This window comes from Leclercia pneumoniae (assembly GCF_017348915.1).
GTDB classification, from domain to species: domain Bacteria; phylum Pseudomonadota; class Gammaproteobacteria; order Enterobacterales; family Enterobacteriaceae; genus Enterobacter; species Enterobacter pneumoniae.
The window spans coordinates 1365661-1384388 of record NZ_CP071383.1 but is presented as its reverse complement, the minus strand read 5'-3'; the positions used below and the strand labels follow the sequence as shown (position 1 = coordinate 1384388).

Below are 18728 nucleotides of genomic sequence, written 5' to 3'. Positions count from 1 at the left end.
CTGTTATAACCGTGAAACCGCATTACCCTGCGGCGGTAACGCCACAAAATGGCCGGGGCTCACCTCGCGCAATGTCACCCGCTCGGTGAACTCTCCCCGCTTGCGAATATTGCCGGGTAGCTCATCTTGCAGCAGTACCCGCTGCGGGCGACGATGGGCCGGATCGGCCACCGGCACCGCCGCCATCAGTTTGCGGGTATAGGGGTGCTGCGGATTTTCAAACACTGCCCGACGCGGCCCAATCTCCACAATCTGTCCGAGATACATCACCGCCACCCGGTGGCTGATGCGCTCTACGACCGCCATGTCATGCGAAATAAAGAGAAAAGCGATGCCCATCTCTCGCTGCAGGTCGAGCAGCAGGTTAATAATCTGCGCCCGAATAGAGACATCCAGCGCCGAAACCGCCTCGTCGGCAATCACTACCTTCGGGTTGAGCGCCAGCGCACGCGCGATGCAGATTCGCTGTCGCTGTCCGCCTGAAAACTCATGTGGGTACCGCCAGGCATGTTCGGGCTTAAGACCCACCCGCTCCAGCAGCCAGGCCACCCGTCGCTGCGCGGCCTCCCCCTCAAGCATCTTATGCACCCGCAGCGGCTCCATGATCGAATAGCCCACCGTCTGGCGGGGATCGAGCGAGGCGTAGGGATCCTGAAAAATATACTGAATATCCCGGCGCAGCGGCTGCAGCCTGCTCGCTTCCAGGGTATCGATTCGCTCACCGTTGAAGGTGATGGTCCCCTCCTGCGCCTCCACCAGCCGCAGCAATGCCCGGCCAGTGGTTGATTTGCCGCTGCCGGACTCTCCCACCAGCGATAAGGTTTCGCCAGGCCAGAGATCGAAGCTCACGTTTTCGACCGCGTGCACTTCGCGTTTGACGCGGTTGAAGAGCCCCCCGCGCAGGGGGAAGCGGGTTATCAGATCGCGCACCTGCAGAATGGGATCCCCGGGCATCACGGTGTCCTGCTCGGTTTCAGCCTCCTGCTGGCCTCCGTTTTTCAGGGAAATCAGCGGAAAACGGCGTGGCAGATTGCTGCCGTTCATCGCCCCAAGGCGCGGTACCGCTGTCAGCAGGGCACGGGTATAAGGGTGCTGAGGATCATGAAAAATTTGCTCTACGCTGCCGGTCTCCACCGCCTCGCCCTGATACATCACCAGCACGCGATCGGCAATATCGGCCACCACGCCCATATCGTGGGTGATGAAGATCACCCCCATCGCCATCTCTTGCTGCAACACTTTAATCAGCTGCAGAATTTGTGCCTGAATGGTGACATCCAGCGCCGTGGTCGGCTCGTCGGCAATGAGCACCGCCGGGCGACACGAGAGGGCCATCGCGATCATCACGCGCTGGCGCATACCGCCAGAGAGCTGATGCGGATAGCGGGAGAGAATAGTCTGCGCCTGCGGAATACGCACCTGTTCTAACATCCGTCTGGCCTCTTCCAGCGCCTGCTCGCCATTCAGCCCCTGGTGCAGGCGAATGGACTCGGCAATCTGTTCCCCGACCGGGAACACCGGATTGAGAGAGGTCATTGGTTCCTGAAAAATCATGGCCATATCCGCACCGCGCACGTCGCGCATCTGCGACTGGCTCAGCCCGGCGAGATCGCTCACCAGGCCATTACGGCGGCGAAGCAGCAGTTGGTCGCAGGTCAGCACGCCGCCGGCCTGCTCAATCAGGCGCATTAACGAGAGGGCGGAAACCGATTTTCCCGAGCCCGACTCCCCTACAATGGCCAGCGTCTCGCCGCGTTTCAGCGTTAACGAGAGGTTTTTAACTGCCGGGATCAGCTGCCGCTCTTCAGGAAACGCGACATTCAGGTTGCGAACGGACAGCACCTGCTGCTGATCCAGTTCATCACTGTGCGGCACCTGATACCCCCTTATTCACGATAAATACCGGTCGATGGCGCATCGCCAGCGTAGCCCCAGGCGCGGTACATGCCTTCGCTGTTAAACGGCAACGCCACGTTACCTTCACGATCGACCGCAATCAGCCCGCCGCTGCCCTCCAGCGCCGGCAGTTTTTCCATCACTACCCGTTCGCAGGCTTCTGCGAGGCTTAAGCCGCCGTAATCCATTAAGGCCGCGATGTCATAGGCCGCCAGCGTGCGGATAAATACTTCGCCCGTACCGGTGCAGGAGACGGCGACGCTGGCGTTATTGGCATAGCACCCTGCGCCAGGCAGCGGGCTGTCGCCCACCCGACCGGGCAGTTTATTGGTCATGCCCCCGGTGGAGGTGGCCGCCGCCAGGTTGCCGGCTTTATCCAGCGCTACGGCGCCGACGGTACCCATTTTGGTGGACTCATCCAGCGGGGCGCCGTGGTGATCGAGACGGGTTTCACCTTCGGCACGCGCGGCCAGCAGCTGCTCGAAACGCGCCGGCGTTGAAAAGAGCTCGGGCGAAACCGGCGCCATCCCCTGCGCAAAGGCAAAATTCTCCGCCCCTTCCCCCACCAGTAAGACATGCGGGCTTTGCTCCATTACCAGCCGTGCGGCCAGCACCGGATTACGCAGACGGCTCACGCCGGCCACTGCCCCCGCTTTCAGGGTGACGCCATCCATCACGCAGGCGTCCAGCTCATGGGTTTCATCGCGGGTAAAAACCGACCCGATCCCGGCGTTGAACAGTGGGCACTCCTCCAGCAGGCGCACGGCTTCGGTTACCACGTCCAGTGCGCTTTCTCCCGCTTCCAGCATCCGCTGGCCGGTTTCCACAATAGAGGAGAGCGCCTCGATATAGCACCTCTCCTGCTCCATACTTAGCTGCGATCGGGTAATTGCCCCGGCGCCTCCATGAATTGCGATGACTGCCTTGCTCATTTCACATCACCTGTTCGCGGCTTTTTTTATAAATATCATTATCGTTGATGGAGCTTCAGATAATTTTTGAATATAGAAAGACGATACAGTGATGTAAAGCCTAAGCCCATGGTGTCATACAGTTAGCGGCACTTTTCTGCCATAATGGGCGCTTTCGTTGTCATCCCGCTGGAGTTACCTATGGATTTTACCGCCGGACTGATGCCGCTTGAGACGGCACTTACGCAGATGCTTGAACGTTTGACGCCGCTAACGGCGTCCGAAACCCTGCCTCTGTTGCAGTGTTTTGGTCGCGTAACGGCAGCCGATATCGTCTCGCCGCTGAACGTACCGGGTTTTGACAACTCGGCGATGGACGGTTACGCCGTTCGTCTGGCGGATCTGGCCGCTGGCACCGCTCTTCCGGTTGCCGGGAAAGCCTTTGCCGGGCAGCCTTTCCATGGCGAGTGGCCAGTGGGAAGCTGTATTCGCATCATGACCGGCGCGCCGGTACCGGAAGGCTGCGACGCGGTGGTCATGCAGGAAGAGACCGAGCAGACGGAGAGCGGCGTACGTTTTACCGCGCCGGTAAAAGCGGGTCAGAACATTCGCCGCAGCGGAGAAGATATCGCCCTCGGGGCAACGGTGTTTGCCGCCGGGACGACGCTGACGGTGGCTGAGCTGCCGGTGCTGGCCTCTCTCGGTATCGTCGAGGTGGCGGTAGTACGCAAAGTGCGCGTGGCGCTCTTCTCCACCGGCGATGAATTACAGCTTCCGGGCCAGCCGCTGCAGGAGGGTCAAATCTATGACACCAACCGGCTGGCGGTCCATCTGATGCTGGAGCAGCTCGGGTGTGACGTCATAAATCTCGGCATTATTCCGGACGATCCGGAAAAACTGCGCGCCACCTTTATGGAAGCAGACCGCGTTGCAGACGTGGTGATCAGCTCCGGCGGCGTATCGGTAGGCGAAGCGGATTACACCAAAACCATACTCGACGAGCTGGGGGAGATTGCCTTCTGGAAGCTGGCGATCAAGCCGGGCAAACCTTTCGCCTTCGGCAAACTGCAACAGAGCTGGTTCTGCGGGCTGCCGGGCAACCCGGTTTCGGCCGCCCTCACCTTCTATCAGCTGGTGATCCCGCTGTTGGCGAAACTCTCCGGCAGCAATGCCAGTCCTCTGCCGGTTCGCCAGCGGGTACGCACCGCAACGCGGCTCAAGAAATCCCCTGGTCGCCTCGATTTCCAGCGCGGCATCCTGGCGCACAACGCCAACGGCGAGCTGGAAGTGAGTTCCACCGGGCATCAGGGGTCGCATATCTTTAGCTCCTTCAGCCAGGGCAACTGCTTTATCGTGCTTGAGCGTGAGCGCGGCAACGTAGAGGCGGGCGAATGGGTTGAGGTCGAACGCTTTAACCACCTGTTCGGAGGCTGATATGACGGCTGAGCTGAGCGACCAGGAGATGATGCGTTATAACCGCCAGATTGTGCTGCGCGGTTTTGACTTTGAGGGTCAGGAAGCGCTGAAAGCGGCCAGCGTGCTGGTGGTCGGACTCGGTGGCCTGGGCTGCGCGGCGGCGCAATACCTGGCCGCGGCGGGGGTTGGCCAGATGACGCTGCTGGACTTCGATACTGTCTCGGTTTCAAACCTGCAGCGCCAGACGCTGCACAGCGACGCCACGCTCGGCAAGCCCAAAGTGGCCTCTGCCCACGCGGCGCTGGCACGTATTAATCCCAACGTTCAGTTCACCCTCCTTGACGCGATGCTGGATGACGAAGCGCTCTCTGCCCTGATTGCCCGGCACGATCTGGTGCTCGACTGCACCGATAACGTCGCCATTCGCCACCAGCTAAACGCCGGCTGCTTCGCCCACAAAACGCCGCTGGTCTCCGGGGCGGCCATTCGCATGGAAGGGCAAATCAGCGTTTTCACCTGGGCCGAGGGTGAGCCCTGCTATCGCTGCCTGAGCCGTCTGTTCGGTGAAAACGCGCTCACCTGCGTGGAGGCGGGGGTGATGGCCCCCCTGGTCGGTATCATCGGGTCGCTGCAGGCGATGGAGGCGATCAAGGTGCTGACGCACTACGGAACGCCTGCCGCCGGAAAAATCGTGATGTATGACGCCATGACCTGCCAGTTCCGCGAAATGAAGCTGATGCGTAACCCGGGATGTGAGGTGTGCGGAGGTTAAGCCTTGTTGTGGTCTGATCCCCTCACCCCGGCCCTCTCCCACAGGGAGAGGGAGAAAACCGTAGGCCGGATAAGCGCCAGCGCCACCCGGCAACAGAATCAAATCGACATCCGGCCAAACGCCCCCTGCCAGTCCTGTTCGAACTTCGCCACCGCCGCCTCAACCGCCGGAGAAGCAATCAACTGCTGCGCCACATCCAGCGGCAGGGTAATCGATTCGCAGCCCGCCAGCAGGCAATCCAGCGCCTGGCGCGGCGTTTTAAAGCTGGCCGCCAGCACTTTCGCCTGCGGCGCATGCAGGGTGAGCAGTTGCTGAAGTTCGACCACCGTCTGGATCCCATCCCCGCCCTGCGCATCTACGCGGTTAACATACGGCGCGACATATTCCGCTCCCGCCAGCGCAGATAACATCCCCTGCGCTGCCCCGTACACGGCGGTACCCAGCGTCGGGATCCCCTCGGCTTTCAGCATCCTGATTGCCGCCAGCCCCTCTGCCGTCACCGGCACTTTAACTACCAGGTCCGCCATCATGCCGCGCAGTTTAATGGCCTCTTCCACCATCCCTTCCGCGTGTGATGCCATGACCTGAGCAAATAAGCGCCCTTTGCCCCCCAGCGCGTCGTGCAGTTCCGGTAGCAGAACCTCCAGCGGCGTTTTTCCTGCCGCCACGATGCTCGGGTTCGTGGTCACGCCCGCCAGCGGGAAGACGCGCGCCAGTCTTTTTACAGCAGCGACGTCGGAAGTGTCGAGATAGAGTTCCATGATAGTGTCCTCAAAAATGAATCTGCATTTACCCTAGCACGGCAAAACCTCTCCTGGAGTTGACGCACATCAAGATAACTTTCATTCGAAAGTCATTTAATCTTCATACGCAAACCAGAGGCATAATCATGATCTTCAACATTCAGCGCTACTCTACCCACGACGGCCCCGGTATCCGTACCGTCGTGTTCCTGAAAGGCTGCTCCCTGAGCTGCCGCTGGTGTCAAAATCCTGAAAGCCGCCGTCGTCATCGCGATCTGCTGTTTGATGCGCGCCTTTGCATGGAGGCATGCGAGCTGTGCCAGCAGGCGACGCCAGACGTTATTGAACGCGCGTTAAATGGCCTGGTCATTCATCGCGAAAAGCTGGATGAGGCCGCGTTCAACGCGCTGATCGATTGCTGCCCAACCCAGGCGCTCACCGTCTGCGGGGAAGCGCAGCCGGTAGAGGAGATCATGGCCAGGGTGGTTCGCGACAAGCCTTTTTACGATCGCAGCGGCGGCGGTATGACTCTCTCCGGCGGCGAACCTTTTATGAACCCAGCGCTGGCGCAGGCGTTGTTTCAGGCCAGCCGGGAACAAGGCATACACACCGCCGTGGAGACCTGCCTGCATGTTCCCTGGCACAATATTGAACCCTCATTACCCTATGTCGATCTCTTCCTGGCCGACCTGAAACAGGTCGATAGCGCACGCTTTAAACAGTGGACCAACGGCTCTGCGAAGCGCGTACTGGACAACCTGAAACGGCTCGCCGCCGCGGGAAAAACCCTTACCATCCGCGTACCGCTGATCCCGGGTTTTAACGCCGATGAGGCCTCGGTGACCGCCATTGCTAATTTTGCCGCCGACGAACTCAACGTTCGCGATATCCATTTTTTACCCTATCACACGCTGGGCATGAATAAGTACAGCCTGCTCGGCGAACCCTACTCTGCCCCTGATAAACCGCTCGATAACCCTGATTTACTGGCCTTTGCACAGCAGTATGCCAGCCAGAAAGGGTTAACGGCGACCCTACGAGGATAACGTTATGACGAGCCTGAATCTCACTACCCTGAGCGATCGCATTAAGGCCCATAAAACCGCGCTGGTTCATATCGTCAAGCCGCCGGTCTGTACCGAGCGTGCTCAGCACTATACCGAGATGTACCAGCAGCATATGGACAAACCGATCCCGGTGCGCCGCGCGCTGGCGCTGGCCCACCATCTGGCGCAGCGGACCATCTGGATCAAACACGATGAGCTGATTATCGGAAACCAGGCGAGCGAAGTCCGCGCCGCGCCCATCTTCCCGGAGTATACCGTCGCCTGGATTGAGAAAGAGATCGACGACCTGGCCGACCGTCCTGGCGCAGGCTTTGCGGTGAGCGATGAGAACAAACGCGTGCTGCATGAGGTCTGCCCGTGGTGGCGTGGTCAGACAGTGCAGGATCGCTGCTACGGCATGTTCACCGATGAGCAAAAAGGGTTACTGGAGAGCGGTATCATCAAGGCCGAAGGTAACATGACCTCCGGCGATGCCCACCTGGCGGTGAACTTCCCGCTGCTGCTGGAAAAAGGGCTGGATGGTCTGCGTCATAAGGTGGATGAACGCCGTTCGCGAATCAACCTCACCTGCCTTGACGACCTGCACGGCGATCAGTTACTGAAGGCAATTGATATCGTGCTGGAGGCGGTCAGCCTGCATATTGAACGCTTTGCCGCCCTGGCGCGTGAGATGGCCGCCACTGAAACCCGCGAAAGCCGCCGCGATGAACTGCTGGCGATGGCGGAAAACTGCGATGTGATTGCGCACCAGCCGCCAGAGACTTTCTGGCAGGCGCTGCAACTCTGCTATTTCATCCAGTTGATCCTGCAGATTGAGTCAAATGGTCATTCGGTCTCGTTTGCCCGCATGGACCAGTACCTCTACCCCTTCTACCGTCGCGACGTGGAGCTGCAACAGACTCTTGATCGCGAGCACGCCATTGAGCTGCTGCACAGCTGCTGGCTGAAACTGCTGGAAGTGAACAAGATCCGCTCCGGCTCGCACTCGAAAGCCTCGGCCGGGAGTCCGCTCTATCAGAACGTGACCATTGGCGGCCAGAAGCTGGTCAACGGTGAACCGATGGATGCGGTGAACCCGCTCTCCTACGCGATTCTTGAATCCTGCGGCCGTCTGCGCTCTACCCAGCCAAACCTCAGCGTGCGTTATCACGCGGGCATGAGCAATGACTTCCTCGACGCCTGCGTGCAGGTGATCCGCTGCGGCTTTGGCATGCCGGCGTTTAACAACGATGAAATCGTCATTCCGGAGTTTATCAAGCTCGGCGTGGAAAAAGCGGATGCTTACGACTATGCGGCAATTGGCTGTATCGAAACCGCCGTTGGCGGCAAATGGGGCTACCGCTGTACCGGCATGAGCTTTATTAATTTCGCCCGCGTAATGCTGGCGGCAATGGAAGGCGGCCGGGACGCCACCAGCGGTAAGGTGTTCTTGCCCCAGGTCAAGGCGCTCTCAGCCGGCAACTTTACCGATTTCGACGAGGTGATGGCCGCCTGGGATCGCCAGATACGTTACTACACCCGTAAATCTATCGAAATTGAGTACGTGGTGGACACCATGCTGGAAGAGAATGTCCACGATATTCTCTGCTCGGCGCTGGTGGATGACTGCATCGAGCGCGCGAAAAGTATCAAGCAGGGTGGCGCAAAATATGACTGGGTTTCGGGCCTGCAGGTGGGTATTGCGAACCTCGGCAACAGCCTGGCGGCGGTGAAGAAACTGGTCTTCGAGCAGGGTACCATTGGGCAGCAGCAGCTTGCCGCCGCTCTGGCGGACGACTTCGACGGGCTGACGCACGAACAGCTGCGCCAGCGCCTTATCAACGGCGCGCCGAAGTACGGCAATGACGACGACAGCGTGGATCTGCTGCTGACGCGCGCATACCAGACCTATATCGACGAACTGAAGCAGTACCACAATCCGCGCTACGGTCGCGGTCCGATAGGCGGCAAGTACTATGCCGGGACCTCGTCCATCTCGGCGAACGTGCCCTTTGGCGCTGCCACCATGGCCACCCCGGACGGGCGTAAGGCGCATACGCCGCTGGCGGAGGGGGCAAGCCCGGCTTCCGGTACCGATCACCTCGGCCCAACGGCGGTGATTGGCTCTGTCGGGAAGTTACCGACCGAAGCGATCCTTGGAGGCGTGCTGCTAAACCAGAAGCTGAACCCGGCCACGCTTGATAACGACAGCGATCGCCAGAAGCTTATGGTGCTGCTGCGTACCTTCTTCGAGGTGCACAAAGGCTGGCATATTCAGTACAACATTGTGTCACGCGAGACGCTGCTGGAAGCGAAGAGACATCCGGATCAGTATCGCGACCTGGTGGTGCGCGTGGCGGGGTATTCGGCATTCTTTACCGCCCTGTCGCCGGATGCCCAGGACGATATCATTGCGCGTACGGAGCATACGCTGTAACGCGGCGGCCTCTCTCCCTGAGGGCGAAGGGAATTGCGCGCGCTGATGCCCTCACCCCGGCCCTCTCCCACGGGGAGAGGGAGAAAACACTAAGCGGCAGCTCCGGCTGCCGTTGTGTTTTTGACTTTCGAATGAAATTAAATTTGTGCTCCCCGTCACCTTGTTATTAGAATGTTGCTGGTCGCAGCAATATTCAGGAGCGCAATTTATGACCGTTAAAGTTATCGTCACCGATATGGACGGAACTTTTCTCAATGACGCCAAGCAGTACGACCGTGACCGCTTCAAAGCACAGTTCGAACAGCTTCAGGCCCGTGGCATAGAGTTCGTTGTCGCCAGCGGCAACCAGTATTACCAGCTCATCTCCTTCTTTCCGGAGCTTAAAGAGCAGATCTCTTTCGTGGCGGAAAACGGCGCGCTGGTCTTTGATCACGGCGAGCAGATTTTCCACGGCGAGCTTACCCGTCATGAATCGCAGATCGTGATTGGCGAACTGCTGAAAGATCAACAGCTGAACTTCGTGGCCTGCGGGCTGCAGAGTGCTTACGTCAGCGATAAGGCCCCGGACGCGTTTGTGGCGCTAATGTCAAAGCACTACCACCGTCTTCAGCGGGTCAGTGATTATCATGAAATTGACGATGTGCTGTTCAAATTCTCACTGAACCTGCCCGACTCTGATATCCCGAACCTGATCGACGCGCTGCATGTCTCTCTCGACGGCATCATGAAACCGGTAACCAGCGGTTTTGGCTTTGTGGATTTAATTATCCCAGGTTTGCATAAAGCGAACGGCATTAGCCGCCTGCTGAAGCGCTGGGCAATCTCCCCGCAGGCCTGCGTCGCTATCGGCGACAGCGGCAATGATGCCGAAATGCTGAAGTTTGTCGGTTACCCCTTCGCCATGGGCAATGCGGGGGAAGCGATCAAATCGATTTCCCGTTATCAGACCGATGACAATAACCATCAGGGTGCCCTGAACGTGATTCAGGCCGTGCTCGATAACAGCGCACCGTTCAGTCAGTGATTCCCCTTTCGTCGGCGCCCTGCCGGCGAAACGCCTTCTCTTTCTCTTCATTCTCGTCCTGTGCACCCGATCAAGTTTTTCAACTTGCATTAACTTATTTTTAACTTAAAGTATCACTTGCAATGTTTTTTGCTTTCGAATGAAAGAAAGAGAGGGTGTGATGAGCTTAACCTTTACCAGTGAAACCCTGCCCGCCGACCACAAAGCGGCAATCCGTCAGATGAAGCGTGAACTGCGCGCGCAGATTGGCGACGTACAAGCGGTATTTGATCGTCTGCACGCTAAGATCGCCGACCGCGTGGCTGAGATCGCTGCGTTGAAAAAGAGCGGCGATCCCGTCTGGCCAGTCATCCCCTTCGCCGACGTTAAAAACGGGACGCTTAGCGAGGCGCAGCGTGCCGCAGTGAAACGCCGCGGCTGCGCAGTGATTAAAGGCCACTTCCCCCGTGAGCAGGCGCTGGCATGGGATAACGCCATGCTCGACTATCTGGATCGTAATCACTTCGACGAGGTGTACAAAGGGCCAGGGGATAACTTCTTTGGCACCCTCACCGCCTCCCGCCCGGAGATTTACCCGATCTACTGGTCTCAGGCGCAAATGCAGGCGCGCCAGAGTGAAGAGATGGCGCAGGTGCAGTCATTCCTGAACCGTTTATGGACATTCGAAAGCAACGGTAAGCAGTGGTTTAACCCGGACGTAAGCGTCATCTATCCGGATCGCATTCGCCGCCGTCCACCGGGAACCACCTCTAAAGGGCTGGGCGCACACACCGACTCCGGCGCGCTGGAGCGCTGGCTGCTGCCGGCTTATCAACAGGTCTTTGCCCGCGTGTTTGATGGCAATGTGGATCAGTATGATCCCTGGAACGCTGCGCACCGCACCGATGTGGAGGAGTACACCGTGGACAACACCACCAAGTGCTCTGTGTTCCGCACCTTCCAGGGCTGGACGGCGCTGTCGGACATGATCCCGGATCAGGGGCTGCTGCACGTGGTCCCCATCCCGGAAGCAATGGCCTACATTCTGCTGCGTCCGCTGCTGGACGACGTGCCGGAAGATGAACTCTGCGGTGTCGCACCGGGTCGCGTGCTGCCCATCTCAGAGAAGTGGCATCCGCTGCTCATCGAGGCGCTGACCAGCATACCGGCGCTGGAAGCGGGCGATTCCGTCTGGTGGCACTGCGATGTGATCCACTCCGTCGCACCGGTAGAAAATCAGCAGGGCTGGGGCAACGTCATGTACATCCCGGCCGCGCCGATGTGCGAAAAGAATCTCGCCTATGCGAAGAAAGTTAAGGCCGCGCTGGAGACCGGGGCATCACCGGGAGATTTCCCACGCGAAGATTACGAAACAGACTGGCAAGACCGCTTTACCCTGAACGATCTCAATATTCACGGCAAGCGTGCGCTGGGCATAGCTTAGTTATCGTAAAGTCCTTCACGTTCTACGGCGGTGCGTCGTTTCCCCTGACGTATCCGCCGGACAGATTCCCGCACGGCCAGCGTGCCGTTGAGCAGCAAAGTGCCAACCGGCGCCTCGGGGCGCATCAGCCGCTGCTGAAGCATATGCACCGCTTCGGTTCCCAGTTCATCGCGGGGAACATGCACCGCCGTGAGCGGCACATCCTGAATGGCGGCGAGATTGAAGCCGTCGATGCTCATTACCGAGATATCCTGCGGCACCCGCAGCCCCTGTTTTTGCAGGGCGCTGATGGTGCCCGCCGCCATAAAATCCCCCCCCACTAAAAACGCGGTGGGCAGATCCCTCCCCTGCATTTGCGTGAGCCACTCGCCGATGAGCTGTTCTGTTTCGCGTGCGCTAAAGCTGGGCGCCACCAGCAGATCGCGTTTATCGCGGAACGTCAGGTTGTGTGACTGCCACGCATCGCGTATCCCGGCCAGACGTAGCTCCATCGTGTAACGCCGCAGACAGAGTACGTTTAGCACCTCCCGGTGTCCCATTTCGAACAGGTACTCAGCGGCCCGTTCGCCAATTGCCCGGTGGTCGGGTGCCACGGCGGGCAAGCGCATATGGCGGTCGCGACAGTTGATTAGCATGCAGGGTTTACCCACGTCCACCGCCAGATCGTGAATATGGGGATCGTCGATACCCAGCAGGATGGCGGCCTGGGTCTCGGTCTCATTCATTCGCGCCAGAAAGAGCTGCGCATCGCTGTCGTTCTCCTCCAGGGCGCAATAACGCAGGCGCACATCATGCGACGCCAGACCTTTGCTTACACTCTGGATCACCCGGTAGTAAAAGATATCGGACCGCTCGTCAAACGCCCGCTGCGGCGCAAAGACCACAAGGCTATTCAGCAGCAGGCGCCCAGCCGCCAGACCGTCCATCACCCCCAACTCCCGCGCACACGCCAGCACCCGGTTACGCGCTTTTTCGCTGGTATTCGCTTTACCCGCCAGTACCCGTGAAACGGTGCTGATAGAGAGCTGCGTGCGGGCAGCGATTTCGGTGATTTTTAACCTTTTATCCATTTTGTGATCTGGCTCCATTTGCTAAATGAAAAAATTTTCATAGCCTTGTTATCAGTTTGTAACTGACCTGGAGGCAATCATGCCAAAGGGTTACGGTCAATAATGAGAATTATTGCACAAAATCCACTATTACCCTCTCATTTTCTCCCTTAAGGTGAACTTGTCACACAACTTCCATACTAGTTGTATAGCAACTTTGCACTGGTAAACGGATAACAATCAACATCATAAAGCGCCGTGTGACACCTGAACCTATGTCCCCTACCGTCCGTCTTGTGGAGAGTAAAATGAGTCAGGACATCAATAACACCGTAGCGACAAGCAAAACCCGTCGCGTGATTAAGAACCTGCGCTGGTATGTACTGGTACTGTTCTTAATGGGCGTCACCGTCAACTACATCACCCGTAACTCGTTAGGCATTCTCGCTCCGGAGCTAAAAGAGAGCCAGGGGATCACTACCGAGCAATACTCCTGGATCGTGGGTGCCTTCCAGATCGCGTACACCATTTTCCAGCCTTTGTGCGGCTGGCTGATTGACGTGATTGGCCTGAAGATTGGCTTTATGGTCTGCGCCGGTATCTGGGCGCTGATGTGTATCTTCCATGCGGGTGCCGGTAGCTGGCTGCACCTGGCGATCCTGCGCTTTTTTATGGGTGCCTCGGAAGCAGCCGCGACGCCAGCCAACGCCAAAACTATCGGCGAATGGTTCCCAAAATCAGAACGTCCTGTGGCCGCCGGCTGGGCGGGGGTAGGCTTCTCGATTGGCGCCATGCTGGCTCCGCCTATCATCTACTTCGCCCACGCCTCCTTTGGCTGGCAGGGGGCGTTTATGTTTACCGGCGTGCTGGCGCTGTTGTGGGTGATCCTCTGGTGGGCGTTTTATCACAACCCGGAGCAGCACCCGAACCTGAGCAAGGATGAGCTGGCGTTTATTAAGCAGGACAACGAACCACCTGCGGTGAAGCTGCCCTTCCTGACTGCGCTGAAAACCGTCTCAAAGAACAAACGCTTCTACGGTATCGCCATCCCGGCCTTTATGGCGGAACCGGCCTGGGCTGTGCTGAGCTTCTGGGTGCCGCTCTACCTCGCTAAAGAGCACGGCATGGACCTGAAGCAGATAGCGATGTTTGCCTGGCTGCCGTTCCTCGCCGCTGACCTTGGCAGCGTGGCAAGCGGCTACCTGACCCGCCTCTACACCCGCCTGTTCGGTTGCACCCGCGTCAACTCCGTGGTGGCAAGCTCGGTTACCGGCGCATTTCTGATGATCTCGCTGGCCGTAGTGGCTATCACCCGCGATCCCTATATCACCATCGTGCTGATCTCTATCGGCGGCTTCGGGCATCAGATCATCTCCTGCATGCTGAGTGCGCTGGTCGTGGAGTCGTTTGATAAAGGCCAGATGGCGACGGTCAACGGGATGCGCGGCTCGGCGGCATGGATCGCCAGCTTCTTCTTCTCTTTGTTGATTGGTGTGACCGCCGACAAAATCGGCTTCAACCCCCTCTTTATTGCCATGGGCTTCTTTGACCTGATTGGCGCTGTTTTCCTGGTAGCATTTATTGCTGAACGTCGCGCCAAGCGCGCCTGATAGTGGATCTATTGCATATGAAAACTCTGAAAAACTGGACCGTCGCAACAGAGTCGGCGAACCATATTGAGCTGCTGGTCGATAATCAGCACCGGCTGTGTCTGTATGTGCTGGAAGAGAACCTGTTCCGCGTGCTGATTAAGCGCAAAGGCGAACTGGCGCTGGACCGCACCTGGAGTATCGCCCCGGCGCAAGATGTGCCCTGGGAAGGACGACATCGTGACGATCTGAGTGGCTTCTCCTGCCCGGCCTGGCAGCTGACGCAGCAGGGCGACATGCTGACGGTTGCTACCCAGCAGCTGCGTGTGACGGTCCACCAGCCGCTGTGGCTGGAGTGGCACTATTGCGATGACGCGGGCGAGTGGCAGCCGCTGGTGAATGACCGCCCGACCAGCGCCTACCTGCTGAATGCCCACGGCGACGGCGTGGCACACTACCTGAGCCGCCGCAAGGATGAGCGTTTTTACGGCCTGGGCGAGAAAGCCGGCGATCTGCAGCGCAACGGTAAACGCTACGAGATGCGTAACCTCGACGCGATGGGCTACAACGCCGCCAGCACCGATCCACTGTACAAACACATTCCGTTCACCCTCACCCGCCGGGATGACGTGAGCTATGGCCTGTTTTACGACAACCTGAGCAGCTGCTGGCTGGATCTGGGCAACGAAATTGATAATTACCACACCGCCTACCGCCGCTGGCAGGCAGAAGCGGGTGACATCGATTACTACATGTTTACCGGGAAACGGGTGCTGGATGTCACCAAAGCCTTTGTGCGCCTCACCGGAAAGACGTTGTTCGGGCCGAAATGGAGCCTGGGTTACAGCGGATCGACCATGCACTATACCGACGCGCCGGACGCGCAGAATCAGCTGATGCACTTTATTCGCCTGTGCGAAGAACACGCGATTCCGTGCGACTCCTTCCAGCTCTCGTCCGGCTACACCTCCATCAACGGCAAGCGCTACGTCTTCAACTGGAACCATGACAAAGTGCCGCAGCCGAAGGTGATGTCTCAGGCGTTCCACGACGCCGGGTTAAAACTGGCGGCCAACATCAAGCCGTGCCTGCTACAGGATCACCCGCGCTATAACGAGGTGGCAGAAAGAGGCCTGTTCATACGTGATTCAGAAACCAATGCGCCAGAACGTTCCAGCTTCTGGGATGACGAAGGCTCGCACCTCGACTTTACCAACCCGCAGACGGTGCAGTGGTGGCAGGAAGGTGTGACCACGCAGTTGCTGGAGATGGGGATCGACTCCACCTGGAACGATAACAACGAGTATGAAGTCTGGGACGGCGAAGCGCGCTGCTGTGGCTTCGGCCAGCCGATCGCCATCAAGCATATTCGCCCGGTGATGCCGCTGCTGATGATGCGCGCCTCGCTGGAGGCGCAGCAGCGCTTCGCCCCGCAAAAACGCCCGTACCTGATCTCCCGCTCCGGCTGCGCGGGGATGCAGCGCTACGTTCAGACCTGGAGCGGTGATAACCGCACCAACTGGGAGACCCTGCGCTATAACATTCGTATGGGGCTGGGGATGAGCCTCTCGGGGCTGTTTAACGTCGGGCATGACGTCGGCGGTTTTTCTGGCGATAAGCCGGATGCCGAGCTGTTTGTGCGCTGGGTACAGAACGGCGTGATGCACCCGCGGTTTACCATCCATTCATGGAATGATGACCAGACCGTTAACGAGCCGTGGATGTATCCCGGCGTGACGCCGGCCATTCGCAGCGCAATTGAGCTGCGCTATCGCCTGCTGCCCTATCTCTATACGCTGCTCTGGCAGGCGCATGCCGACGACGAACCGATGCTGCGTCCTACTTTCCTCGATCATGAGCATGATGCGCAGACCTTTGAAGAGTGCGACGACTTCCTGCTGGGCCGCGACCTGCTGGTGGCAAGCGTGGTCGAAGCCGGGCAGCGTGCGCGCCGCCTCTGGCTGCCGGATAACGAAGCCGGCTGGTACGATTTTTATACCCACGAGTGGTTTGCTGGCGGCCAGTGGATTGTGCGCGACGCGCCGCTGGAGAAGCTGCCGCTGCTGGTGCGTGCCGGGGCCGCGTTGCCGCTGAGCGAGCGCATCACGCACGTGAATGCTGAAAAAGACGATGCTCGCGAGCTGAAGCTGTTCCCGCTAAAAGGCGTGGGTACCACGTCTGGCCTGCTGTTTGAGGACGACGGCGAAAGCTGGGGTTATCAGCAGGGCAATGCGCTGTGGGTGGAGTGGGAGATGGTCTGCGACGGGGCGAGCATTAATCTGAAGGTGAATGCGCGGGGGGATTATCGCCCGGCGTGGAAGGCGCTGAAGGTGTCGTTACCGGCAGGGGAAACACGCAAGCTGCGGGTGAACGGTGTTGAAGGGGGTGAGTGGGCGGTGTAGTGCGGCTTGTTGCCCTCACCCTAACCCTATCCCACGGGGAGAGGGAAGAGAGAGGTAACGTCGTAGTGCGGTCTCATGCCCTCTCCCACAGGGAGAGGGAATAAAAGCACGACACCTTTCCCTGAGTATTTCGCGCTGCAGGAAGGCGGTAAGCCTGTGACTCCCCGGAAGCTTACATAAATAAGTAACCGGGGTGAGCAGGTGCAGCCAACGCATCTGCAGCGTGGAAAACGACAGGAAATTAGCCGTCGATACCTTTGCTGCGCAGGTAATCTTCGTAGTTGCCGGTGAAGTCCACCACGCGCTCTGGGGTAATCTCGATCACGCGGGTCGCCAGCGAGCTGACGAACTCACGGTCGTGAGAGACGAAGATCAGGGTGCCCTGATACATCTCCAGCGCCATGTTCAACGATTCGATAGATTCCATATCCAGGTGGTTGGTAGGTTCATCCATCACCAGGATATTTGGTTTTTCCATCATCAGCTTACCGAACAGCATGCGGCCTTTTTCACCACCGGAGAGCACTTTGGCAGGCTTTTTGATGTCGTCCTGGCTGAACAGCAGGCGCCCCAGAATGCTACGCACCGCCTGCTCGTCGTCACCTTCCTGCTTCCACTGACTCATCCAGTCGAAGACCGTCAGGTCGTTTTCGAACTCGTACTCGTGGTCCTGAGCGTAGTAACCGATCTGCGCGTTTTCGGACCACTTCACGGTACCGTTGTCCGGCTGCAGTTCGCCCACCAGCGTTTTCAACAGGGTAGATTTACCCACGCCGTTGGCACCCAGAATGGCAATTTTCTCGCCCACTTCCAGCAGCAGGTTAAAGTTTTTAAACAGCGGACCGTTTTCAAAGCCTTTAGCCAGGGCTTCCACTTCCAGCGCGTTACGGAACAGTTTCTTGTCCTGTTCGAAGCGGATGAACGGGTTCTGACGGCTTGACGCTTTGACTTCGTCGAGCTTTATTTTGTCGATCTGACGAGCGCGCGAGGTTGCCTGACGCGATTTAGAGGCGTTGGCGCTGAAGCGGCTAACGAAGGACTGCAGGTCCGCAATCTGCGCTTTCTTCTTGGCGTTGTCTGCCAGCAGACGTTCACGCGCCTGGGTTGCGGCCGTCATATACTCGTCGTAGTTGCCCGGGTAAACGCGCAGTTCGCCGTAGTCCAGATCCGCCATGTGCGTACAGACCATATTCAGGAAGTGACGGTCGTGCGAAATAATGATCATGGTGCTATCGCGGTCGTTCAGCGTCTGCTCCAGCCAGCGGATGGTATCGATGTCCAGGTTGTTCGTCGGTTCATCGAGCAGCAGAATGTCAGGGTTAGAGAACAGCGCCTGTGCCAGCAGCACACGCAGTTTCCAGCCTGGCGCGACTTCGCTCATCGGGCCGTAGTGCTGTTCTACTGGAATGCCCACGCCGAGCAGCAATTCGCCCGCGCGCGCTTCGGCGGAGTACCCGTCCATTTCGCCATACTGCGTCTCCAGATCGGCCACTTTGTAGCCATCTTCTTCGCTCATTTCGGCCAGGGCGTAGATACGGTCACGCTCCTGCTTCACTTCCCACAGCTCTCCGTGTCCCATGATCACGGTGTCGAGCACGGTGAACTCTTCAAAGGCGAACTGATCCTGACGCAGCTTACCGATGCGCTCGTTGGGGTCCATTGAGACATTGCCCAGCGTCGGCTCTAAATCGCTGCCGAGGATCTTCATGAAGGTGGATTTGCCGCTACCGTTGGCACCAATCAGGCCGTAACGGTTGCCGCCGCCAAATTTGACGGAAATATTTTCGAACAGCGGCTTACTGCCAAACTGCATAGTGACGTTGCTGGTAACTAACACGGAGAGATTCCTGCGAAAAGTGTGATAAACGCGGCATTATGCCACAATTCCGAATTGAGATCCCGATGTTGCGACGAGACGCTAAACTTTAACAATGTCGAAAAAAATGTGATTTCGTACACATCTGAATTCCCTGAATGGGGTAATGGACATATAATGCGCTCCCTATACCATTCAGCCCTT

The 18728-nt window shown here is 58.4% G+C and carries 13 protein-coding genes; 8 read left to right on the top strand and 5 right to left on the bottom strand.

Going from position 1 to position 18728, the window contains the following annotated elements:
* Positions 1-3: 3 nt before the first annotated feature.
* Together gsiA and iaaA are read right to left on the bottom strand one after the other, a co-directional pair.
* Complete coding sequence (gsiA, locus tag JZ655_RS06470) at positions 4-1875, bottom strand: glutathione ABC transporter ATP-binding protein GsiA (RefSeq protein ID WP_207293306.1); 1872 nt, start codon at positions 1873-1875, stop codon at positions 4-6.
* A gap of 11 nt (positions 1876-1886) precedes the next feature.
* Entirely contained in the window at positions 1887-2828 is a 942-nt protein-coding gene (gene iaaA / locus JZ655_RS06465) for a beta-aspartyl-peptidase (protein ID WP_046886902.1), read from the bottom strand.
* Between the two features lie 180 nt (positions 2829-3008).
* Here iaaA and moeA point away from each other — a divergent pair, with 180 nt between their 5' ends.
* Both moeA and moeB read left to right on the top strand, forming a co-directional pair.
* Complete coding sequence (gene moeA / locus JZ655_RS06460) at positions 3009-4241, top strand: molybdopterin molybdotransferase MoeA (RefSeq protein ID WP_207293305.1); 1233 nt, start codon at positions 3009-3011, stop codon at positions 4239-4241.
* A gap of 1 nt (position 4242) precedes the next feature.
* Positions 4243-4995, top strand: a complete 753-nt coding sequence (gene moeB, locus JZ655_RS06455) for a molybdopterin-synthase adenylyltransferase MoeB (RefSeq protein ID WP_207293304.1) — start codon at positions 4243-4245, stop codon at positions 4993-4995.
* Positions 4996-5093: 98 nt separating this feature from the next.
* On the opposite strand, the gene fsa is transcribed toward moeB, so the two are convergent.
* Entirely contained in the window at positions 5094-5756 is a 663-nt protein-coding gene (gene fsa / locus JZ655_RS06450) for a fructose-6-phosphate aldolase (RefSeq protein ID WP_207293303.1), read from the bottom strand.
* 128 nt (positions 5757-5884) lie between these two features.
* Between fsa and JZ655_RS06445 the strand changes: the two genes are divergently transcribed.
* From JZ655_RS06445 to JZ655_RS06430, 4 genes are all read left to right on the top strand, one after another.
* The gene (locus JZ655_RS06445; protein WP_207293302.1) at positions 5885-6784 is read left to right on the top strand and encodes a glycyl-radical enzyme activating protein; all 900 of its coding nucleotides are present in this window, start codon (positions 5885-5887) and stop codon (positions 6782-6784) included.
* Between the two features lie 4 nt (positions 6785-6788).
* Positions 6789-9221: a formate C-acetyltransferase/glycerol dehydratase family glycyl radical enzyme gene (locus tag JZ655_RS06440; RefSeq protein WP_207293301.1), complete on the top strand. Its 2433-nt coding sequence runs from the start codon at positions 6789-6791 to the stop codon at positions 9219-9221.
* 208 nt (positions 9222-9429) lie between these two features.
* Entirely contained in the window at positions 9430-10245 is an 816-nt protein-coding gene (locus tag JZ655_RS06435) for a Cof-type HAD-IIB family hydrolase (RefSeq protein ID WP_207293300.1), read from the top strand.
* A 160-nt stretch (positions 10246-10405) separates the two neighbouring features.
* Entirely contained in the window at positions 10406-11668 is a 1263-nt protein-coding gene (locus JZ655_RS06430; RefSeq protein ID WP_207293299.1) for a DUF1479 domain-containing protein, read from the top strand.
* Here JZ655_RS06430 and JZ655_RS06425 read toward each other — a convergent pair.
* Positions 11665-12738, bottom strand: coding sequence for a LacI family DNA-binding transcriptional regulator (locus tag JZ655_RS06425; protein ID WP_207293298.1), 1074 nt, complete (start codon positions 12736-12738; stop codon positions 11665-11667). The two genes, JZ655_RS06430 and JZ655_RS06425, sit on opposite strands and share 4 nt — an antisense overlap.
* 287 nt (positions 12739-13025) lie before the next feature.
* On the opposite strand from JZ655_RS06425, the gene JZ655_RS06420 reads away from it, so the two are divergent.
* On the top strand, positions 13026-14327 hold the full coding sequence (locus tag JZ655_RS06420; RefSeq protein ID WP_207293297.1) for an MFS transporter: 1302 nt from the start codon (positions 13026-13028) through the stop codon (positions 14325-14327).
* A 17-nt stretch (positions 14328-14344) separates the two neighbouring features.
* Positions 14345-16708, top strand: a complete 2364-nt coding sequence (locus tag JZ655_RS06415; protein WP_207293296.1) for a glycoside hydrolase family 31 protein — start codon at positions 14345-14347, stop codon at positions 16706-16708.
* Positions 16709-16949: 241 nt separating this feature from the next.
* On the opposite strand, the gene JZ655_RS06410 is transcribed toward JZ655_RS06415, so the two are convergent.
* Positions 16950-18545 carry an ABC-F family ATPase gene (locus JZ655_RS06410; RefSeq protein WP_040076438.1) on the bottom strand — a complete coding sequence of 532 codons (1596 nt, stop codon included), beginning with the start codon at positions 18543-18545 and terminating at the stop codon, positions 16950-16952.
* Positions 18546-18728: the final 183 nt, after the last annotated feature.